This window comes from Celeribacter sp. PS-C1 (assembly GCF_019429625.1).
GTDB lineage: Bacteria > Pseudomonadota > Alphaproteobacteria > Rhodobacterales > Rhodobacteraceae > Celeribacter.
The window spans coordinates 279,144-298,982 of record NZ_JAHXRW010000002.1 but is presented as its reverse complement, the minus strand read 5'-3'; the positions used below and the strand labels follow the sequence as shown (position 1 = coordinate 298,982).

Genomic DNA, 19,839 nt, shown 5'->3' with positions numbered 1-19,839 from the left:
CATGCAGGACCTAATCACCGTCATCCTTCCCGTCTTCTTGGTGATCGGATACGGCTATCTGGCGCGTCGTCAGGGCTGGGTCAGCGATGAGTTGATCGACAGCGTGATGAAATTTGCCCAGAATTTTGCCGTGCCGCTGTTGCTGTTCTCCGGCATTGCAAAAATGGATTTGGGCCAAAATTTCCACCCGCCGATCCTGATTTCATTCTACGCAGGCGCTTTATCGAGCGGGCTGTTCTGTTTTCTGGGCGCGCGCTACCTGTTCAAACGCGATTTGACGGATGCCGTGGCGATCGGGTTCATCGGGTTGTTTTCGAACTCGCTCCTCTTGGGCATTCCGATCACGGAACGCGCCTATGGCGAAGCGGCCTTGGCCGGCAATTTCGCGATCATATCGATCCATTCGCCGCTGCTCTATGGCATCGGCATAGCCGCGATGGAGATTGCGCGGACGCGGGGGCTTGGCCTGTCGGGCTTTGGCCTGATGCGGCAGATCGCGCGCTCAGTGCTTCGCAACCCTCTGATTCTGGGCATTGCGGCGGGTTGGACCGTCAATCTGGCGCAGATCCCCCTGCCTGCGCCGGTTTGGGATGCAGTCGGCCTCATGACCCGTGCGGCGATCCCGGCGGCGCTCTTTGGTCTGGGCGGCGTGCTTTTGCGCTATAAGCCAGAGGGCGATATGCGGATCATTCTTTGGGCTGTCACTGCCTCCTTGGTGCTGCACCCGATGATTGCCTACGGGCTTGGGCATTTCGTCTTTGACCTGCCGACCCCGTCCTTGCGCTCCGCCACGATCACGGCAGCCATGGCGCCGGGGATCAACGCCTATCTCTTTGCCAATATGTATGGTGTGGCGAAACGCGTGGCGGCGTCTTCGGTGTTGATCGGCACGGCGGGGTCGATCCTCACCATCTGGTGCTGGCTCGCGATCTTGCCATAAGCACCTAGCCACAAGAGAGACAAACGACGCGTTTCAGCCCCGCGAAGACAGGGCAAGGTGCTTTGCCCGTAGAGCCGCACAGCCGTATCAGGCGCGTGCATAATGCCGCCCTCCCCCAAAGCGACACATATACACGGCACGCACCACAAACCCGACCTGCGCCAGCGCCCGCCTCGATCACATCATCTCCTGCCCCTGTGGTCAGCTCGTCATCTTTGGTGCCGCTATCGAAATAGACACCCTGATCCTGATCGTAGTGCGAGGTGGCGATATCGGCATAGGCTGGCGCGGTGCCAGACCCCGCATTAACATTGTCGATTGCTGTGACCGTATAGGTAACCCCGGGCACGAGAGCCGGATCAAGCGCAATCGTATCGCCGGGACCGACATAGATTGAGCCTGTCGAGGTCGAGAAATCATAGACGTCATAGCCTTGAAGCGTGTTCGTCGGCATGGAAACAATCCCCAATATTTGCGGTCTCCCGCCCCCCCCTTTTTTGAGGCAAATTCGCGCTGATCTTCCCCTGATGCTCCCAAGCCCGCACGGGCCTTGATCACCGAACAGCACCGCTCAATTTGAGCCGCAGGTTGGTTCGGAGTGAGACAAAGGCTTTGAAAAAGACGCCAACCGGAAATTCTTTCAAAATATTGAAGTTGAATGATTTTTTGACTAGAATTTGCTTTAAATCTGCACTATCGCTCCGACCGCCACGGCGCCCTTGTCGCAGCACACCTGCAGCAAGAGCCTGGCATCGTTTCTCGAATAGAAACGATCTCAAACCGACCATGAAGGTTTCATAGGTTTGTCCCAGCCACGCCCAATTCGCGCCGCAAAGGCGCGACAGTGGGTGAGCCAAATTCGGTTGAACCAGGAACGACGTCCGGCCTTACAGAGCTGTTCTCTGCAAGGATCGGGCCAGCAATATTAAGACGAGTGAGCAGATGCCCGTTTACGATTTGGAAGTGTATAACTTTAACCCCACAGGCGTGTTCAGCACGACGGCAGGCGCAACCTTTATCTACACCGGCGGCGCGCCGACAGGGACCGCGACGGTCACCGACAGCAACACCATTCTGACCGACGACAGCGCAGGTGGCAGCTACACAGAAACCGCATCGGCAAATGTCACCATCGGCGGGAATACCTCGATTGGATCGGATGTCGATGCAGAACTGGTCTGGACGGTCACGGATCTGACCACAGGCGAAACCTTTCAGGTCATCCAGCTCGATGTCGAAAGCGGCAATGCGAGCGGGTATTACACCGTCTCTGAACAGCCGCTCATCGACGGACACGAATATCAGATCGTCAGCTACAACAGCAATCCCGGCTCGTCGAGCGGCACGGCGCCGAGCTTCAGCTATGCAGATTACGTTTCCTATCCCGATGGCATCGTCAGCGGGACGGATGGCGATGACACCATCGACACCAATTACACAGGCGATCCTCAGGGCGAAATGGTGGATGGCACCATCACCCATGAGAGCACACTGAGCTGGGACGATCTGGCGGCAGACAACACCTCGATCGAGGGCGGTATGTCGACGGTGATCAATGGCGTTCAGGTTGACATCGGCTACACGGAAACCAACACCAACAACACCGCGACAATCTCGAACGAGATCATCTACACCGAGAACGGTGATTTCTCTGACAACAGCTCGCTCCGCCTCTGGGGATCAGGCGCGACGGGTGACACCTCGTCGCTCACGCTCGACTTTTCGTCGACCCAAAACGATGTTCTGGGCGAGGTGGAGAATGTCACCTTCCGCATCTCTGATCTGGACGTCTATGCATTTGTCGACACCGTCACGATCACCTCAGTGGATGCCGAGGGCAACACCGTCACTCTGACCATCACGCCCGAGGGCGAGGTCAGCGTCTCCGGCAACACCGCAACGGGCACGGTGGACGCCAACTTCGTGAACCCTGACGATGCCTCTGGCGCCATCCTTGTGACCATTCCGGGCCCTGTTTCCAGCATCACCATCGACTACGGCAACAATGGCACGCAGCAACAGGCGATCCATATTTCCGACGTCAATTTCGATGTGATCCAGACCGAGTACGATGACACGATCGAATCTGGCGCAGGCGATGACACCATCGATGCAGGCCTCGGCGACGACGTGGTCTTTGGCGGCACCGGCAATGACGTCATCGACGGTGGCGTCGGCAACGATACGATGTATGGCGAGGAAGGCGACGACACCTTCATCGGGGGCGAAGGCGCCGACTTCATGGATGGCGGCTCAGGCCAAGACACCATCGACTATTCCGACAGCTCTGAAGGCGTCAATGTCGACCTCTCCACCGGTACATACTCAGGCGGCGATGCCGAGGGCGACAGTGGCTCGGGCATCGACGGGCTGATCGGCTCGGATTACGACGACACGTTCATCGGGTTTGACGGCGAGAGCACCGACGGTGCCAATGCCTATACCAACATCTTTCACGGCGGTGCGGGCAACGACTATCTCGATGGCGCGGGCGGCAACGACGAACTCTACGGCGATGACGGCAACGACGAAATTCATGGCGGCACCGGCGACGATTATATCGAAGGCGGCACCGGTGCGGACACCATCTTCGGCGGTGCCGGCAATGACACGATTTTCTACGGCTCAGGCAACGCCGAAACCGGCGAAGGCGATACGGTCTATGGCGGAGATGGCGATGACTTGATCGACGACGTTGACCTCGCCAACTCCAACGACTTTAACGACTATCTCGATGGCGGCGCGGGCAACGACACGATCTATGCGGGCGCGGGCGACGACACCATTCTTGGTGGCGATGGCAACGACGTGATTTACGGCGAAGATGGCGATGACACCATCTCCGGCGATGCAGGCGCCGATTTCATTGACGGAGGCGCCGGCAACGACACTATTTATGCAGGCGGCGGCGATACGATCATCGGCGGTGCGGGCAATGATACGATCATCATCGACCCCTCTTTGCTGGACGGCAATGCGATCACCATCATCGGGTCCGAAGATGCGGGCGATGGCGACACAGACGTGCTCGATCTCTCCGGTCTCGACAACGACTGGACCACAAACCCGATCATTTATGACGAAAACGACCCCGAGAGCGGCTCACTGACGCTGGCGGACGGCACAGTCATCACCTTTAGCAATATCGAAGTCGTCTACCCCGACACGGTCATCTGCTTCGGCAAAGGCACCCGGATCGCCACACCCTCAGGTGCGCGGGCCGTCGAAGATCTGAAACCGGGCGACTTGGTGCTGACCATGGACAACGGCGTGCAGCCGCTGCGCTGGGTCGGGGCGCGCGAAGTGCCGGCGGTGGGGCGCTTTGCCCCCATCGAGATCAAAGCGGGCGCGTTGAACAACGACCGCGATTTGATCGTCTCTCCTCAACACCGCATGCTTTTGAACACATGGCGGTCGCAGATGTTGTTCGACACCTCCGAAGTCTTCGCCGCCGCCAAACATCTGGTCAACGGCACGACGATCCGTGAGGCTCGCGGGGGAATGGTGACCTATTATCACCTGATGTTCGACCGCCACGAGGTGATCTTTGCCGAAGGCGCGCCGTCTGAAAGCTTCCACGTCTCTGATTTCTCTTTGACGGGCGTCGCAAATGGTGCGCGCGAGGAACTGTTCTCTCTCTTTCCCGAATTGCGCTCCATGCCGACGCATCATGGCGACACCGCCCGCAAATGCCTCAAGGCGCATGAAGTCGGGCTTTTGATCCCTAATTTGGCGGCCTAGAACGGCCTCCCGCCTCAGCCTTGAACATTTAAACGCCGCGGATCACCTCCGCGGCGTTTCTAGTTCCTGTCTCTCAATGCCCTGCCATATCTGTCTCCTACGTTACTCAAGGCGTCATGCATTGCGCGCACAGCCGGATTGCGCGTAGATAGTTTGCAATTCAAATCATTTTGAAGCACATGCAAATCATGACAGAAACAACGCCCTCCGCGCCACCCGCAGATCCCGCCAAAACCCTCTTCGGATTTCAATTCGTCACGCTCTCACGGCGCTGGCGCAAGGTGATCCATTCGGAACTGGCCAAGGTCGGGCTCACCGACGCCACATGGGCGCCCCTCGTGCATCTCGATGCGGGCGACGGGATCAGCCAGACAGAACTGGCGGATCAACTGGCGCTCGACACCTCAAGCCTTGTGCGCCTCTTGGACATTCTCGCAGAGCGCGGGTTCATCGAACGCCGGGTCGCGCCAACGGATCGCCGGGCACGTTTGATCTATCTGACGCCCGAGGGGCACGCAGAGGTTGCCCGGATCAAAACCCATCTGAACGCCGTCGAAGACACGCTTTTGGCGGAACTCAGCGAGACGGAGGTCGCCGCCCTGCTCCGCGCCATGGACATAATAAACATGTCGGTCGAGCGCGCCCTCACCCAGACTTTGAAAGCAGACACATGATGGCCCAATTCCTCTCCCGTCTCGCGGACCACGGTTTCGACATCACGCGCCTGCGCTTCGCCACCCGCACCGCCATCGCGGCCTGTATCGCCTTTGTGCTGGCTTGGCTGATTGGCTTGGAGCATCCGCAATGGTCCGCCATGACCGTCTGGGCCGCCTCACAGCCCACTCGTGGCCAGCTTTGGGAGAAAAGTCTGTTTCGGGGCTTGGGCTCCATCAGCGGCACCATCGTGGGCGTGCTCTTGGTCTTGTCCATGCAATTGCACCCATCGCTTTTGGTCATAGGGCTGGCGCTTTGGGTGGGGGCCTGTACCTACATCGGCAACCTTCAGCGCGGATTCGTCGCCTACGGCACAGTTTTGGCGGGCTACACCGCCGCCATGGTGTCGCTTTTGGATGCCGCCCATCCGGATCAGGTGCTCGGTCTCGGCGCCGACCGGCTGGCCACCGTAATGACGGGCATCGTTGTCGCGACCTTCATCGGCTCGCTGTTTGCACCCAAAGCCGCTACGGGCGAGCTGCGCCAGAAGGTCCGCGCACTGTTGACCGAGATGCTTGCAGAGTCTGCGAGCGCCACGCCGTCCCACGCGCGACGCCGCCAACTCTTGTCCGATCTGGCGTCCATCGAAGAGGGCTTGGACCCGCATGCCGCAGGCTCCATTCGCTCGCGCCAAAGCATCCGTGCCACGCGCACGCTGTTGATTGCCGCGACCCCGCTTTTGCTCTGGAAACATGGCGACAGCCAGCCCGCAGGCTTCCGCAGCCACCTGACCGCAGCCAGCGTCGCGCTCACCGACGAAGACATGTCCGAGACCCTTGCCGCGCTCAAGGCCTCCGCCGAGACCCCGGGCCTATCGCCACGTCTGCGCGAGACGCTCACCACCCTGAGCGCGGCGTTGGCCAATTGGCATGCCGATCCTCACGCACGACGCACGCTTCCGAACAACATCGCCAGTCCCGCCAAATTCGCCCCGCTCTCTGTCGTGTTGCACCGTGACTGGACCGGCGCGCGAGAGGCCGGGCTTCGGGCGCTCGGCGCTTTGCTGTTGTTCGGGGGACTTTGGCTGGTGACCGGCTGGTCGGTCGGGGCATTCATGCTTTTGGGACTGTCGGTGATGATCTCGCTGTTTTCGACCTTCGAGAACCCGGCGCAGATGATGAAATCCGTGTTTCGCGGCCAACTTGCGGGTGTCATCGGCGCCTTGATCCTGCGCTGGCTGGTTTGGCCCATGGCGGAGACGGAGACTCAGATGATCCTCTTCACCCTGCCCTTCATCTTGATCGGGCCGCTTTTTGTTGCCCACAACAAAACCGTTGCAATGAGTTTTGACTACAACATGGTGCTCATGTTGATGTCGCAGCCGCATTGGCCGCTAACCGGTACCTTCGAGACCTCCGTCGCCGCCGGTCTTGCCGTGATCGCCGCCCCCGTGGCCGCGATGGTGGCCTATCTGACAGTCTATCCGGCCAACCTGAAACGCCGCCTCGACACTCTGATGACCACGATGCTGCACGACCTGAGCGATCTGGCCGCTGATCCGAAAGCCCTGCAGGGGCGCAGCCATTGGCAGGCACGGCTCTATCACCGAACCCTGCGGCTGGTGCGCCTGTCCGAGCGTGCCGCTCGGGCGCAGACAGAGGCGCAGGATGCAGCTTTGGCACTGCTGAACCTGGGCCATGCGGCCATGTGGTGTCATCGCGAAGCGCAGGCGAACGCCGAAAGCAACAGAATGGCGGCGCATGAGATGGCCATCTCCGAATCCGATCGCCGCGCCGCCCGTGCCGCGCTCATGCGGTTGGCATACCTTCGCGAAGACCCGACCCGCGCACGCGCCACCCTTTTGCGGCTTCAGGCCCGCCACACCGGCCCGGAAGCTGCACTGTTGCGAGAAGCGGTGAGCGGGATCGATACGCTAACCCCCCTGCTCACCACTCTGGACTAAACTTAGGCATTCTCGGGCGCCGGGCCGACTTCGCGCGGCTTGCCCTCTGCGTCGACGGCCACCATGGTAAATCGCGCCTCGGTCACATGTTCGCGCTGCGCCGTATAGGCGCGGCGTGCCCAGACCTCGATCCGGATCACCATAGAGGTACGCCCGACATGATCGACAGCGGTGTAAACGCAGAGCGTATCGCCCACCTTCACCGGCTTCTTAAACACGATCTCATTGGCGGCGATGGTCACCGTCCGCCCATTGCAGCGTTCATTGGCGCGAATGGCGGCGGCAAGGTCCATCTGGCTCATCACCCATCCGCCAAAAATATCGCCTGCGGCATTGGTGTCGGCAGGCATCGCGAGCGTGCGCAGCGTCAGTTCCATGCCTTCGGGTGTATGTGCGTCTGACATTTCTTAAATTCCATTGTCTTGTGAGTTATGAATTTGAAATGACATGAGAAAGATCAAGCCTCAAGCCTTTGATCTTACACGCAAAGCCGCTTTGGCCTAGATGCATGACGGGAGCTAGGGGGCAAAAAAACGTAAACTCTCATCGTTTTCGTGCCGAAAACGACTGGCGTCCGCGAATGTCTGGGAATTTGTTCCAGCATCTTCCTTCGGAAGAGCTAATGGTGCGGTCGAGAAGACTCGAACTTCCACGGGAGTTACCCCACAGCGACCTCAACGCTGCGCGTCTACCAATTCCGCCACGACCGCACTGTCTAGGCTTGGTGAGGGGCTATGTAGCGAAGCGGTTCAGGGAAGGAAAGAGGAAAATTGCCCCTTAGACAGATTTTTTTACGAGAGGTTTGTTGGCACGGCAAAAGAGCCGCAAATATGAAAAGGCCGCCCCAAGGAGGACCCGAGGCGACCTTTGAATTTCGGAGAGCCACACCGTCAAATTATTCTGTCACGGCAAAGCTTGGAAGCGCGGTCGATGAGGTCGGCACCACGGGGGCCGGTTCCGAAATCACGGCACCGCTCAAAGACATGGACGCCTTACGCAAAAGACCCTGACGCTCCGGTTGACCGGGAGCGAAGACCGCAGGCATGCCGGCGTCAATCGCGGAGAGGCTATCGCCATACCAGGCCTGCGCCAGATCCGGACGACGGGTGACGCCCACGCCCTGGCTCAGGTGATGGCCCAAAAGCTCGCCGTAGGCGCGTTCGCCCAAAGCAACGAGCAACAGAGACGAGGCCAGCGCCACATCCATGTCATCCGTGCGGTATCCGACGGAGAGACAGATTTTCGCGGTCGAGGCCAGCTGCGCTGGCGACATGCCGGAGTTCAGCACGAAGGCCGAAGTGTCCGTCAAAACCTGATCACGTGGCTGGATCGACAGCGCGGCCACCTGCGACGACATGGTCGGCGCGAAGCCCTGACATTGCTGGGCGATTTGCTCGAGGGTAAAGCCCTGAACCTTGGAAATCATGTCCTCGCCTTTGCTGATCGCATAGGTCCGCGCGAGGCAGAACTGTTCGTTCAACGCCTGGTTCGGATCGGACATCGAGGCCTCGGTGACAAAACCGCCGTTGGTGTTAGTCATCAAAGAGACCTTGTTACAATGCGACGCCAAGGACACCGTCGCGCCGTTACCCATGAAGTTGGGCATGGCGCCCCCTTCCGGCTGTGCGGCGGCGAAGGCGGGCATAGAGCCCGAGGCGGCGGGTGCCGTCGGCGCGGGTGCGGCTGCGGCTATCGTGCCCTGACCTTGCGGCATCACCGGGTTCACGACCACGGTCGTGCCCGGCGCGGTCATCATCGGAGCGCCCGCCATGGTGGCGCCGCCAGAGGCCATCTCGGACCGGTATTGCTTCAAGAGACCCCGCGTGCCATCAGGGCTGGCCGCGACGAGCTGAGACGTCTGCATGCCACCGGCCTGCGCGCGGTTGTAGGACGAGATCAGCAGCTCTTGCTCGAAGGGCGTGAGCTGACCAGTCACCGGATAGCCGAGATAGGCCTGATAGGAGGACACCGCGTTGCGGGTCTTTTGCCCCAATTGGCCATCGACGGACCCGGCATTGAAACCGAAATAATTGAGTGAGGCCTGAATTTCCTTACCTTCCTGCGTGGAAGGCAGACGCGGGCGATAGGTGCGCGTCGCGGTGGTTTGCTTTTTCTGTTGCTGGCTGGCGGCACCTAAAAGGCCGCCGATCACGGCCCCTGCAATGAAGTCGCCGCCATCGGCCTGAACACGAGACGTGGTTCCGAGCACCAGGGCAGAGGCCAGGGCTGCGGAGATGAGATGTTTGAAACGCATGAGATCCCCCTCACTTTACACATATGTTCAAGGCTACCACCGGAACGTGATTTTCTGGGATTTTTCTGGCCAAATCCTAAAGAAACTCTCAACGGGGTATGGAAAACCCGACCTTTATTTCCAGAATGCAAAGCCCCTGCCCCTTTTCGCGGCGTCTCCCCCGCGTTAGATCAGAGCCAATGCAATGGACACAGGCAAGGACGGGCGAGATATGGTCGAGTGGCGAATCTCTGACGGGTTGACGGATTACGACATGGCCGTGGCCGAAATGGAGGCGCGAGCCGAGGCCATCGCCAAGGGCGAGGCAGACGAGTTGATCTGGCTTGTGGAGCATCCGCCGCTCTATACCGCAGGCACCTCCGCGCGGCGCGAGGACCTTGTCGATCCGGATCGCTTTCCGGTCTACGAGAGCAAGCGCGGCGGGCAGTATACCTACCACGGGCCGGGCCAACGTGTGGCCTATGCGATGCTCGACCTGAGCAAACGCGGGAAAGACGTGCGCAAATTCGTGCAGGATATGGAAGCCTGGGTGATCGCCGCGCTGCAAGAATTCAACATCAAGGGCGAGATTCGCGAAGGTCGTGTCGGCGTCTGGGTCGTACGAGACGACAAGCCGCTCACAGTTCTGGGTCAGAAACCCGAGGACAAAGTGGCCGCGATCGGGCTGCGCATTCGCAAGTGGGTGTCATTTCACGGGCTGTCGATCAACGTCGATCCGGATCTCTCGCATTTCGAAGGCATCGTCCCCTGCGGCATTCGCGAGCATGGGGTGACGTCTTTGGTCGATCTCGGCTTGCCGGTGACGATGGAAGACGTCGATATGGCGTTGAAACACACCTTTGGGACGGTGTTCGAAGAGTAACCGCTGCGGCCAAACGCCCCGATCAAGTCAAAACGCGGCCCAACACTTGAGTAAGATCAAAGTAGGAGACGCCCGGGCTGGTAACAACGGCCAAACTCAGTATTCTGGGTTCGGACACATGAATCGGGAGACACCGCCTTATGAACAAGTTTTTTGCCTTCACAGCCGCCGCCCTGATGGCAACCTCGACAGCTGCCTTTGCCGAAGGCGACGCTGCCGTGGGCGAGAAAGAATTCAACAAGTGTAAAGCCTGCCACATGGTGGTGGACGATGCGGGCGAAGCGATCGTGCGCGGCGGCAAGACCGGCCCGAACCTCTACGGCATCGTCGGCCGTCCGGTCGCCTCCGTCGAAGGCTTTAACTATGGTGACGGCATCATCGCCGTGGGTGAAACCGGCATGGTTTGGACCCCGGAGCTCTTGGTCGAATATGCGATGGACCCGACCGCGTTCATCGACACCCACGGCGGCTCCGGTCGTTCCAAGATGACCTTCAAGATCAAAGACGCGTCCAATATCGTGGCCTTTCTGGCCTCCGTCGCTCCGGCCCCGGAAATGTCCGAAGAGGCTGAAGAATCCCATGAGGAAATGGAAGAAGCAGAAGAAGCTGCTTCCGAATAATCAATTTCCGATAAGAGAGATCAAACGCCGCACCTCCGGGGGCGGCGTTTTTCATTTAGGCAATGCCGAAGCCCACTTACGCTATTTCCCACCCGAAATCCGGCAAACCGAGCCAAAACAAAAGTTTCAAGCCCCAAACGTGCATTTTTATTGCGACAAAATGCGCCAAATTATTGCTCTCGACTTCGTGAACCTCTAAGACAAATGGTAATTCCGCGATATGACTCCCGAAAAAGGGGGCGGCGGACAATCGCATAAGCTCTACGCATGACCACGCACTAGTCGGGAGGACCGCATGGCAGACGCAGCCGTTCACGGGCATGATCACGAGGACAACCGGGGGTTCTTTACCCGCTGGTTCCTGTCCACCAACCATAAAGACATCGGGATTTTGTATCTCTTCACGGCGGCCGTCGTGGGGTTCATCTCCGTCTGTTTCACCATCTACATGCGCCTCGAGCTCATGGAGCCCGGCGTTCAGTTCATGTGTCTCAACGAAGCCGGCGAATCCGCCGCACGCCTGATTTCGGGCTTTGGCGGCGAAAGCTGTGACCCGAACGGGCATCTTTGGAACGTGATGATCACCTATCACGGCGTCCTGATGATGTTCTTCGTGGTGATCCCAGCGCTCTTTGGCGGTTTCGGCAACTACTTCATGCCGCTTCAGATCGGCGCGCCGGATATGGCGTTCCCGCGCCTGAACAACCTGTCCTTCTGGCTCTATGTCTGTGGTGTGGCCCTTGGTGTGGCCTCGCTTTTGGCGCCGGGTGGCAACAACCAGGCTGGCTCCGGCGTGGGCTGGGTGCTCTACCCGCCGCTGTCGACCTCTGAGGGCGGCTACTCCATGGATCTGGCGATCTTCGCGGTGCACGTCTCGGGCGCCTCGTCGATCCTTGGCGCGATCAACATGATCACCACCATGCTCAACATGCGCGCACCGGGCATGACCATGTTCAAAGTGCCGCTGTTTGCTTGGTCTATCTTTGTCACCTCTTGGCTGATCCTTTTGTCCCTGCCGGTTCTGGCGGGCGCGATCACCATGCTGCTGACCGACCGTAACTTTGGCACCTCGTTCTTCCAGCCTGCTGGCGGCGGTGACCCGATCCTCTATCAACACATCCTGTGGTTCTTCGGTCACCCGGAAGTGTACATCGTGATCTTGCCGGGCTTTGGCCTTGTCTCGCATGTCATCGCCACCTTCTCGCGCAAGCCCGTGTTCGGCTATCTGCCGATGGTCTGGGCGCTGATCGCGATCGGGGTTCTGGGCTTTGTCGTCTGGGCACACCACATGTACACCGTGGGCCTGTCGCTGACGCAGCAGAGCTACTTCATGATGGCCACCATGGTCATCGCCGTGCCGACGGGTGTGAAAATCTTCTCTTGGATCGCCACCATGTGGGGCGGCTCCATCGAGTTCAAGACGCCGATGCTCTTCGCCTTCGGCTTCCTGATCCTCTTCACCATCGGTGGTGTGACCGGCATCGTGCTGTCTCAGGCGGGTGTGGACCGGGCCTATCACGACACCTACTACGTCGTCGCCCACTTCCACTACACCATGTCCATGGGTGCAGCCTTTACCATCTTTGCCGGGATTTACTTCTACATCGGCAAGATGTCAGGCCGTCAGTACCCGGAATGGGCGGGCAAGCTGCACTTCTGGATGTTCTTCATCGGTGTGAACCTGACCTTCTTCCCGCAGCACTTCCTGGGTCGTCAGGGCATGCCGCGTCGTTACATCGACTATCCGGAAGCCTTCGCGCTTTGGAACAAAGTCTCCTCTTACGGTGCACTTTTGTCCTTCGCCTCCTTCCTGCTGTTCATCGGCATCGTGTTCTACACGCTCTTCGCGGGCCGTCGCGTGACTGAGAACAACTACTGGAACGAATATGCCGACACGCTGGAGTGGACCCTGCCCTCCCCGCCGCCGGAGCACACGTTCGAGACGCTTCCGAAGCAGGAAGACTGGGACCACCAGCATTCGCACTAAGACCGTGCTGACCATGATCTTGAGAGGCCTCGCAGAACTGCGGGGCCTTTTTCATATCCCCAGCCTCTGTGTCCGACCGTTAACCGTTTAAGACATTAGGCACCCATTGCCCTCAACAGGTCACGGTTTTCGCCGAATTGACAGTTAGCTCTGACCCCAAGTGATCAGGAGCACTCGAATGTTGGCCTTTTTCTTCAAAGCACGTGACACCGGGGAGCGCCCGCCAGCGACTGAAGTGTCGGACCACTGGCACGTGCCGCAGTTTTCAAAAGTCTACGACCCGCGCGACCGCAAAACCCGTGTCGCGATGTTGATCACCTCACCGGAACCACTGTTTGATCTCGAGGCTCTCGACCTCAACACACAGATCAACGTGCTGGCCGCAGAGATCGACCGGATCGCCCATAGCAAATGGACCAACCAAGAAGCCGCCAGCGCCGCCGCGCTCTTTCCCGTACAGCCCTCAACGGGCTTCGTCGCTATTCTGGAACATGCCAGCAATGGCGCCTACGCCACTCAAGCGCAGCGGATCAAAGCCTATTACGCTTTCGACGGGAAACACATCGGCGCGAAGCAAACGCTGGGCAGGATCATGGACGGCGTCGACGCCGACATATGTCTGACACTCTAAGGCGCAAGTGCGGCGACCTGTGTCGAGGTCTCACCTCTTTCCCTGAAACAGGTGAGGCCCTAGACTGACGCAAACGCACGAACAATCTCAAATGCCTTATCGCTGGACGCCCGAACAGATCACGCCTCTACCCCGACCTCATCAGGACGGGGAGCCCTTGCTGCGCCTTGATCTCTGGCCGCATCGCTCGCTCAAGGGCAAAGGTTTTTCGGCGGCGATCTGGCTGATGTTTTGTGGCGGTTTGATCCCTTTGGTCCCCTTTATCGGCACCATCGCTTTTTGGGTGTTACTCATCTTTATGATGACGGCTCTGGCGGCTCTCTGGACCGCACTGCGACGCTCCGACCGGGACCGATTGCGCGAGGAGTTGCTGATCTGGCCTAACCGACTGGAGCTAACTCATTGGCCCGCGAAAGGGGCCGCGCTGACATGGCAGGCCAACCCCTATTGGCTGCGCCTGAATTTGCACCCCGAGGCGGGCAAGGTGGAACAGTATCTGACCCTGAAAGGCGGCGGTCCAGTGGAGACGCGGGAGGTGGAACTCGGCGCCTTCCTCAGCCCGGAAGAACGGCAAGCACTCTGCGTCGAGATACAAGGCGTTCTTAACGATTTGCGAAACGCCCGGAACATTTAAGCGACCAAACCATTGATTTCTTAACACGCGCATGGATGGCGGTTTGAATGGGGTCCGTCATGGCCGTCATCATGCTGAGCTTTATGCGTCACATGTATACCAACTCCGGGGTCAACATCGCGATCTATGCTGGATCTGTGGCCCTCTTTGCCGCCTCTCTGTTTGTCATCCGCGACCAGACCTTCGTCGAAGACGTTGCGTGGATGAAAGCGTCTATCGCCCTCTTCCCAAACATGAAAAAGGCCGCCCGAAAGCGGCCTTTTAGAAATTTCGTCTGCTTTGGCCTCAGCAGCCGAGCTGCGCCTTGACCATCGGGCCTGCAGCGCCAAAATCCATCTGGCCGGTATATTTGGCTTTCAAAGCCCCCATCACCTTGCCCATGTCGCGGATGCTGTCCGCACCGGTTTCGGCGATGGCGTCCTCAACAGCTTTGGTGACCTCGTCGGCATTGAGCTGACGCGGCAGGAACTCCTCGATGATCGAAATCTCGGCACGCTCTTTTTCCGCAAGCTCAAGACGCGCGCCCTCTTCAAAGGCTTTCGCGCTTTCCTGACGCTGTTTGACCATCTTGCCGAGAATGCCGAGCACGTCGTCATCAGAGACAACCACATCCTCGCCCTCGCCACGGGCCGCAATCTCGCGGTCCTTGATGGCGGCGTTGATCAGGCGCAACGTCGCCAAGCGTTCGCTGTCCTTTTCCTTCATCGCCGTTTTCAGTGCGGCATTCAGCCGGCTTCGCATATCCATATGGGCCTCATCCCCTATTGAAGTCGCAAGTGGCCAACATAGCGAAACAGTCGACCAAGCTCAAGCTCCCTTCATTCTTGGCGATATTCGCTATAAATGCTTGAAATCATTGCGCTCTATATTTCCTCGGAAAAACGCCCCCCGAGCGCTTGACGCTGCGCGCCCCTTTCCTTAGGTTCCGGCCAATTTTGCCCATATAGGAGAGTCGTGCCATGGCATCTGGTCTACAGTCCGGAAATCCAACCGCTTGTCTGGCTTTGGCCGATGGCACCGTCTTCTACGGGAAAGGTTTCGGTGCGACCGGAACCACCACCGCAGAGCTGTGTTTCAACACCGCCATGACCGGATATCAGGAGATCATGACCGATCCGTCCTACGCCGGACAAGTCGTCACTTTCACCTTCCCGCACATCGGCAACACCGGCGTCAACGCCGAGGATGACGAGACCAATGATCCGGTCGCAGCCGGCATGGTGGTCAAATGGGACCCGACCGACCCGTCGAACTGGCGCGCGCAGGAAGACCTCGGCCCCTGGCTCGAGAAACGCGGTCGCATCGGCATGGGGGGCATCGACACCCGCCGCCTGACCCGCGCGATCCGTCAGCAAGGCGCACCGCATGTCGCCATCGCCCACGACCCGGAAGGTAATTTCGACATTGAGGCACTGGTGAAACAGGCGCGCGAGTTCTCCGGCCTTGTGGGTCTGGACCTCGCCAAAGACGTCACCTGTGCGCAGAGCTATCAGTGGGACGAGATGCGTTGGGCTTGGCCGGATGGCTACCCGAAACGCGAGGGCAAAGGCTTTAAGGTTGTGGCCGTGGATTTTGGCGCGAAACGCAACATCCTGCGCTGTCTGGCGTCTGCCGGTTGTGACGTGACCGTGCTTCCGGCCACTGCTTCCGCCGAAGAGGTTCTGGCGCACAATCCCGACGGTGTGTTCCTGTCCAACGGCCCGGGCGACCCGGCCGCGACAGGCGAATATGCCGTCCCGATGATCAAGGGCGTGCTTGAGAAAGACCTGCCGGTTTTCGGCATTTGTCTCGGTCACCAGATGCTCGCTTTGGCGCTTGGCGCCAAGACCATCAAGATGAACCACGGCCACCACGGCGCCAACCACCCGGTGAAAGATCTCGACACCGGCAAGGTGGAAATCACCTCGATGAACCACGGATTTACCGTGGACGCGCAAAGCCTGCCTCAGGGCGTGAAAGAGACGCATATCTCGCTCTTTGACGGCTCCAACTGTGGCATTGCAGTCGAGGGCAAGCCGGTGTTCTCCGTGCAATACCACCCCGAAGCCTCCCCAGGCCCGATGGATAGCTACTACCTGTTCGAACGCTTTGCGGCGGCCATGGCGGAGCGCGAGACCGCCTGATCTGCACGGACAGACGTGCAAAAGGTTAACGAAAGGCGGGTTTGCCCCGCCTTTTTTCGTGTCCTGCACACTGCATTTGCCACTTTCACAGTCACGGTTAACGCAGTGTTAACCAAGCCCCCTTCAAGTTGCCGGAGAGCGATCGGGATGCGCCCGATCCGAAATGGACAGCGGGGGTCAGATGTCTTTTGACAGGCATCAACAGTTTCCGGCATTCAAAAGGCAGCGGGAAACCGCAGCCCCGTTTCTGTTGTCACCCGCAGAGCGCGTGTCCCCCGCCCCGTCTCTCATCCCACGCCACCGCAGCCGTAAACCCATCGGTCAAATCCTTGTCGACATGGGAGAGCTTGCCCCCGGCGATCTGGTCCGCGCTGCCGCCATGCGTCAACGCGAAGACGTGCGGATCGGCGATATTCTTTTGGCCCACGGCATGGTCAGCGAGCGCGCGCTTTACACCGCACTGGCCCGCCAGTTCCACGCAGAGATCGCCCACTTCGATCAAAGTCCGCCCGATGTGCGCCTCATCGATCGCATCGGCGCCGACGAATGCCTGCGGCGTGGAATTCTGCCCTGGCGACAGGCGGGTGGCACGGTTCTGATCGCCTCCTGTCGCCCTGAACAATTCGAGGAGTTGCGCCCGCGCCTGACCGTCATTTTCGGCCCGGTGCGCCTCGCCGTGACCTCGGAAACCGCGCTGCACGAAGCGCTGTTGAAATCACGTCAACGGCGTTTGGCGTCACAAGCCGAGACCCGCGTCGCGGCCCATGAGAGCTGCCGCGAGATGGACATTCGCAAGCTGACGCGGCTGATCTCGTCTTTGGCAATTGTGGGCCTGCTCATTGCGCTGATTTCGCCGCTGACGGCGGCGATCCTTTTGACCTCTTGGGCGGTGATCACACTGGTGATCTCCACCGCGCTCAAACTCGCCGCCGCCTTTGCTCAGGCGCGCAACTCAAAGACACGACAAAGCACATTCGCCAGCAAACGCATCAAATCCGCTCTGCCCATCGTGTCAATCATGGTGCCTCTTTTCAAGGAACGCGAAATCGCCACGCGGCTGATCAAACGTGTGTCACGGCTGAATTACCCGCGCGAGTTGTTGGACATCTGTCTCGTGGTCGAAGAAGATGACACAATCACGCAAGAGGCCATCGCAGGCACCGATCTGCCGCGCTGGATGCGGCAAATCATCGTGCCGCGTGGTGGAGTCAAAACCAAACCGCGCGCCTTGAATTTCGCGCTGGATTTCTGTCGCGGCTCGATTGTGGGCATTTATGACGCCGAAGACGCGCCCGAGCCCGAGCAGATCCACAAAGTCGCCGCGCATTTCGCGCAGGCCGACCCGCAAGTCGCCTGTGTGCAGGGCATTCTGGATTTCTACAATGCCCGCACCAACTGGCTATCGCGTTGTTTTACCGTCGAATATGCGACTTGGTTTAGGGTCATCCTTCCGGGTTATGAGAAAATGGGGCTGACGGTGCCTTTGGGCGGCACGACGCTATTTTTCCGTCGCGATGCCATTGAAGAGCTGGGCGGTTGGGACGCGCATAACGTGACCGAGGACGCCGATCTCGGCATCCGTCTGGCGCGTCATGGCTACCGCACCGAGTTGTTGCACACGGTGACAGAAGAAGAGGCCAACTGTCGTCTCTGGCCCTGGATCAAACAGCGGTCGCGCTGGCTCAAGGGCTACGCGATGACCTACGCGATGCACATGCAAAAGCCCGGCAAGCTCTGGCGCGATCTGGGGCCGTGGCGGTTCTTCGGGGTGCAGGCGCTGTTCCTCGGCGCCTTGTCGCAATTCGTGCTGGCGCCGTTTCTGTGGTCCTTCTGGATGTTCCCACTGGGCCTGCCGCATCCGATGCGCGGGGTGCTACCGCATGATCTCTTGGTGGTTCTCGGCGCGGTTTTCCTGTTCTCGGAAGTGATCACCATCGCCACCAGCATGGTCGCCACCTCAACCTCGAAACACAAATGGCTCTGGCTCTGGGTGCCAACGCTGCATTTCTATTACCCGCTCGCGACACTCGCGGCGCTCAAGGGGCTTTGGGAAGTCGTGTCGAAACCCTACTATTGGGACAAGACCGCGCATGGCATCGACGATCACGGCTTTCATGAAGATCAGATGGAGCCCCCTCTTGTGCTCACAGACCCGATTGCCCCTGAGACCATCGAGAACGCGCCTCTTTTGTTAAAAACACCTCTCACGCCTCCCACCAGCGCACAGAAAGTTCCTCCACGCGTCCTCTACCCGGCCCGCGACGAGGCTCCCACGTTTTTGCGCGAAGTGGCGGAAGCCCCGCGACACTTTGTTTTTGAGCAATTGCAACAACCCAACTGCGGTTCAGCCCCTATCCCCGTACGGCGACTAACCTTTGGACTGGACCTGTCGCGCGGCGCAGAGACGCCCACTCTACGCAGTGCCATTAAGGCCGCAGCCTTGGCGATTGACCCCGATCGCCTACGCCTGGCACCTCAACCGGAAAACCGATCGACACCGCAGCCAACTGCGGTCGTCGGAGTCTTGTCGACTTCGGCTCAGCCGCCCGCCGTCAACGCACCCGGTGCGCCGGAATGGGCCAATATCGCTGCCTTCGCGGATGCACCTGAATTCGTTCCGGGATACTCAGACAAGACAGGCATCACTTCCGCCCCCGACACCGCCCTAGCTTAGCGCACTTTCTCAGCGTCGATTTTCAGTCGGGTCACAAAGGCTTTCGAAATGTGATCGGAAAGCGCCTTATGCGCCGCCTCCCCATCGCGCGCCTCAATAGCGGAAACGATAAGGTCGTGCTCCTTGATCGCCTCCTCGCCACGGCCTTCTGCGGCCAAAGAGGTTGTCGCCAAAAGCGCCATGGAGCGATGCACGAGATCAAGCTGTTGCACGAGGTATTTGTTGTGCGACGCGAGGTGGATTTGTTTGTGAAAGCGGCGATTGGCGCGTGACATCGGCTCGGGCTGGCCGATGAGGGCCCGGTCTTCCTCGACCATATCGCGCAGCACACGGACCTCTTCTGCGGTGGCATGACGCGCAGCGAGACGCGCCGCCAGCCCCTCAAGCTCGGTGCGCACAACATAGAGATCGGCCATCTGATTGTGATCCAGAGAGGCCACAATCAACGACCGCCCGTCGCGGGTGAGCATGGATTGGGTCTCGAGCCGCTGCAACGCCTCTCGGATGGGCGTGCGGGACACGCCAAAGCGATCCGCCAGCTCGCTTTCGACCAGACGGTCGCCGGGGCGATAGACGCCGGTGTCGATGGCCTCAAGGATCAGCCCATAGGCATCTTTCTGGCTCGCGCGCGGGTCTTTCATCTCATATCTCTCTTTTTGCACATCCGGGCAGGCCCAAACCATAGCCATGCAGAGCGCCGACGATCAAGCGCTAACAGAGCAATCAATCTCAATCAGAAGTCTGCTTGCATGTGCC

The 19,839-nt window shown here is 59.4% G+C and carries 17 protein-coding genes and 1 tRNA gene; 12 read left to right on the top strand and 6 right to left on the bottom strand.

All coding sequences use genetic code 11. The annotated features are described in order from the left end of the window. Position 1: 1 nt before the first annotated feature. Positions 2-940 carry an AEC family transporter gene (locus tag J5Y17_RS04050; RefSeq protein ID WP_219783920.1) on the top strand — a complete coding sequence of 313 codons (939 nt, stop codon included), beginning with the start codon at positions 2-4 and terminating at the stop codon, positions 938-940. Between the two features lie 4 nt (positions 941-944). Here the strand turns inward: J5Y17_RS04050 and J5Y17_RS04045 are convergent, their stop codons facing one another. Then, positions 945-1,394: a hypothetical protein gene (locus J5Y17_RS04045; RefSeq protein WP_219783919.1), complete on the bottom strand. Its 450-nt coding sequence runs from the start codon at positions 1,392-1,394 to the stop codon at positions 945-947. A gap of 488 nt (positions 1,395-1,882) precedes the next feature. On the opposite strand from J5Y17_RS04045, the gene J5Y17_RS04040 reads away from it, so the two are divergent. The 3 genes from J5Y17_RS04040 (at position 1,883) to J5Y17_RS04030 (ending at position 7,298) form a co-directional block, all read left to right on the top strand. After that, on the top strand, positions 1,883-4,681 hold the full coding sequence (locus J5Y17_RS04040; protein ID WP_219783918.1) for a Hint domain-containing protein: 2,799 nt from the start codon (positions 1,883-1,885) through the stop codon (positions 4,679-4,681). A 188-nt stretch (positions 4,682-4,869) separates the two neighbouring features. After that, positions 4,870-5,355 carry a MarR family winged helix-turn-helix transcriptional regulator gene (locus J5Y17_RS04035; RefSeq protein ID WP_219783917.1) on the top strand — a complete coding sequence of 162 codons (486 nt, stop codon included), beginning with the start codon at positions 4,870-4,872 and terminating at the stop codon, positions 5,353-5,355. Next, on the top strand, positions 5,355-7,298 hold the full coding sequence (locus J5Y17_RS04030; RefSeq protein WP_219783916.1) for an FUSC family protein: 1,944 nt from the start codon (positions 5,355-5,357) through the stop codon (positions 7,296-7,298). Before J5Y17_RS04035 ends, J5Y17_RS04030 begins: the two co-directional genes overlap by 1 nt. Positions 7,299-7,300: 2 nt before the next feature. Here J5Y17_RS04030 and J5Y17_RS04025 read toward each other — a convergent pair whose 3' ends face one another. The 3 genes from J5Y17_RS04025 to J5Y17_RS04015 form a co-directional block, all read right to left on the bottom strand. Further along, a complete protein-coding gene (locus tag J5Y17_RS04025; RefSeq protein WP_219783915.1) occupies positions 7,301-7,702 on the bottom strand; it encodes an acyl-CoA thioesterase in 402 nt (133 codons plus the stop codon). A 219-nt stretch (positions 7,703-7,921) separates the two neighbouring features. Next, positions 7,922-8,008: transfer RNA gene (locus J5Y17_RS04020), tRNA-Leu, on the bottom strand. 185 nt (positions 8,009-8,193) lie between these two features. Continuing rightward, entirely contained in the window at positions 8,194-9,552 is a 1,359-nt protein-coding gene (locus J5Y17_RS04015; RefSeq protein WP_219783914.1) for a peptidoglycan-binding domain-containing protein, read from the bottom strand. A 184-nt stretch (positions 9,553-9,736) separates the two neighbouring features. Between J5Y17_RS04015 and lipB the strand changes: the two genes are divergently transcribed. The 6 genes from lipB to J5Y17_RS03985 all read left to right on the top strand — a co-directional run bounded on the left by lipB (position 9,737) and on the right by J5Y17_RS03985 (position 14,594). Beyond that, on the top strand, positions 9,737-10,414 hold the full coding sequence (gene lipB, locus J5Y17_RS04010) for a lipoyl(octanoyl) transferase LipB (RefSeq protein ID WP_255571843.1): 678 nt from the start codon (positions 9,737-9,739) through the stop codon (positions 10,412-10,414). A 140-nt stretch (positions 10,415-10,554) separates the two neighbouring features. Continuing rightward, positions 10,555-11,034 carry a cytochrome c family protein gene (locus tag J5Y17_RS04005; RefSeq protein ID WP_219783912.1) on the top strand — a complete coding sequence of 160 codons (480 nt, stop codon included), beginning with the start codon at positions 10,555-10,557 and terminating at the stop codon, positions 11,032-11,034. Between the two features lie 295 nt (positions 11,035-11,329). Then, positions 11,330-13,021 (top strand): cytochrome c oxidase subunit 1, encoded by a 1,692-nt coding sequence (locus tag J5Y17_RS04000; RefSeq protein WP_219783911.1) that lies wholly within the window; start codon positions 11,330-11,332, stop codon positions 13,019-13,021. 178 nt (positions 13,022-13,199) lie between these two features. Then, on the top strand, positions 13,200-13,652 hold the full coding sequence (locus J5Y17_RS03995; protein WP_219783910.1) for a hypothetical protein: 453 nt from the start codon (positions 13,200-13,202) through the stop codon (positions 13,650-13,652). 91 nt (positions 13,653-13,743) lie between these two features. Further along, on the top strand, positions 13,744-14,286 hold the full coding sequence (locus tag J5Y17_RS03990) for a DUF2244 domain-containing protein (protein ID WP_219783909.1): 543 nt from the start codon (positions 13,744-13,746) through the stop codon (positions 14,284-14,286). A 59-nt stretch (positions 14,287-14,345) separates the two neighbouring features. Further along, positions 14,346-14,594, top strand: a complete 249-nt coding sequence (locus tag J5Y17_RS03985) for a hypothetical protein (RefSeq protein ID WP_219783908.1) — start codon at positions 14,346-14,348, stop codon at positions 14,592-14,594. Here J5Y17_RS03985 and J5Y17_RS03980 read toward each other — a convergent pair. Then, complete coding sequence (locus J5Y17_RS03980; protein WP_219783907.1) at positions 14,572-15,033, bottom strand: GatB/YqeY domain-containing protein; 462 nt, start codon at positions 15,031-15,033, stop codon at positions 14,572-14,574. The genes J5Y17_RS03985 and J5Y17_RS03980 overlap by 23 nt on opposite strands. 212 nt (positions 15,034-15,245) lie before the next feature. Between J5Y17_RS03980 and carA the strand changes: the two genes are divergently transcribed. Both carA and J5Y17_RS03970 read left to right on the top strand, forming a co-directional pair. Beyond that, positions 15,246-16,409, top strand: coding sequence for a glutamine-hydrolyzing carbamoyl-phosphate synthase small subunit (gene carA, locus J5Y17_RS03975; protein ID WP_219783906.1), 1,164 nt, complete (start codon positions 15,246-15,248; stop codon positions 16,407-16,409). A 268-nt stretch (positions 16,410-16,677) separates the two neighbouring features. Then, the gene (locus J5Y17_RS03970) at positions 16,678-19,083 is read left to right on the top strand and encodes a glycosyltransferase family 2 protein (protein WP_370628851.1); all 2,406 of its coding nucleotides are present in this window, start codon (positions 16,678-16,680) and stop codon (positions 19,081-19,083) included. Here J5Y17_RS03970 and J5Y17_RS03965 read toward each other — a convergent pair. Continuing rightward, positions 19,080-19,724, bottom strand: coding sequence for a GntR family transcriptional regulator (locus J5Y17_RS03965; RefSeq protein ID WP_219783905.1), 645 nt, complete (start codon positions 19,722-19,724; stop codon positions 19,080-19,082). The two genes, J5Y17_RS03970 and J5Y17_RS03965, sit on opposite strands and share 4 nt — an antisense overlap. Positions 19,725-19,839 lie beyond the last annotated feature (115 nt).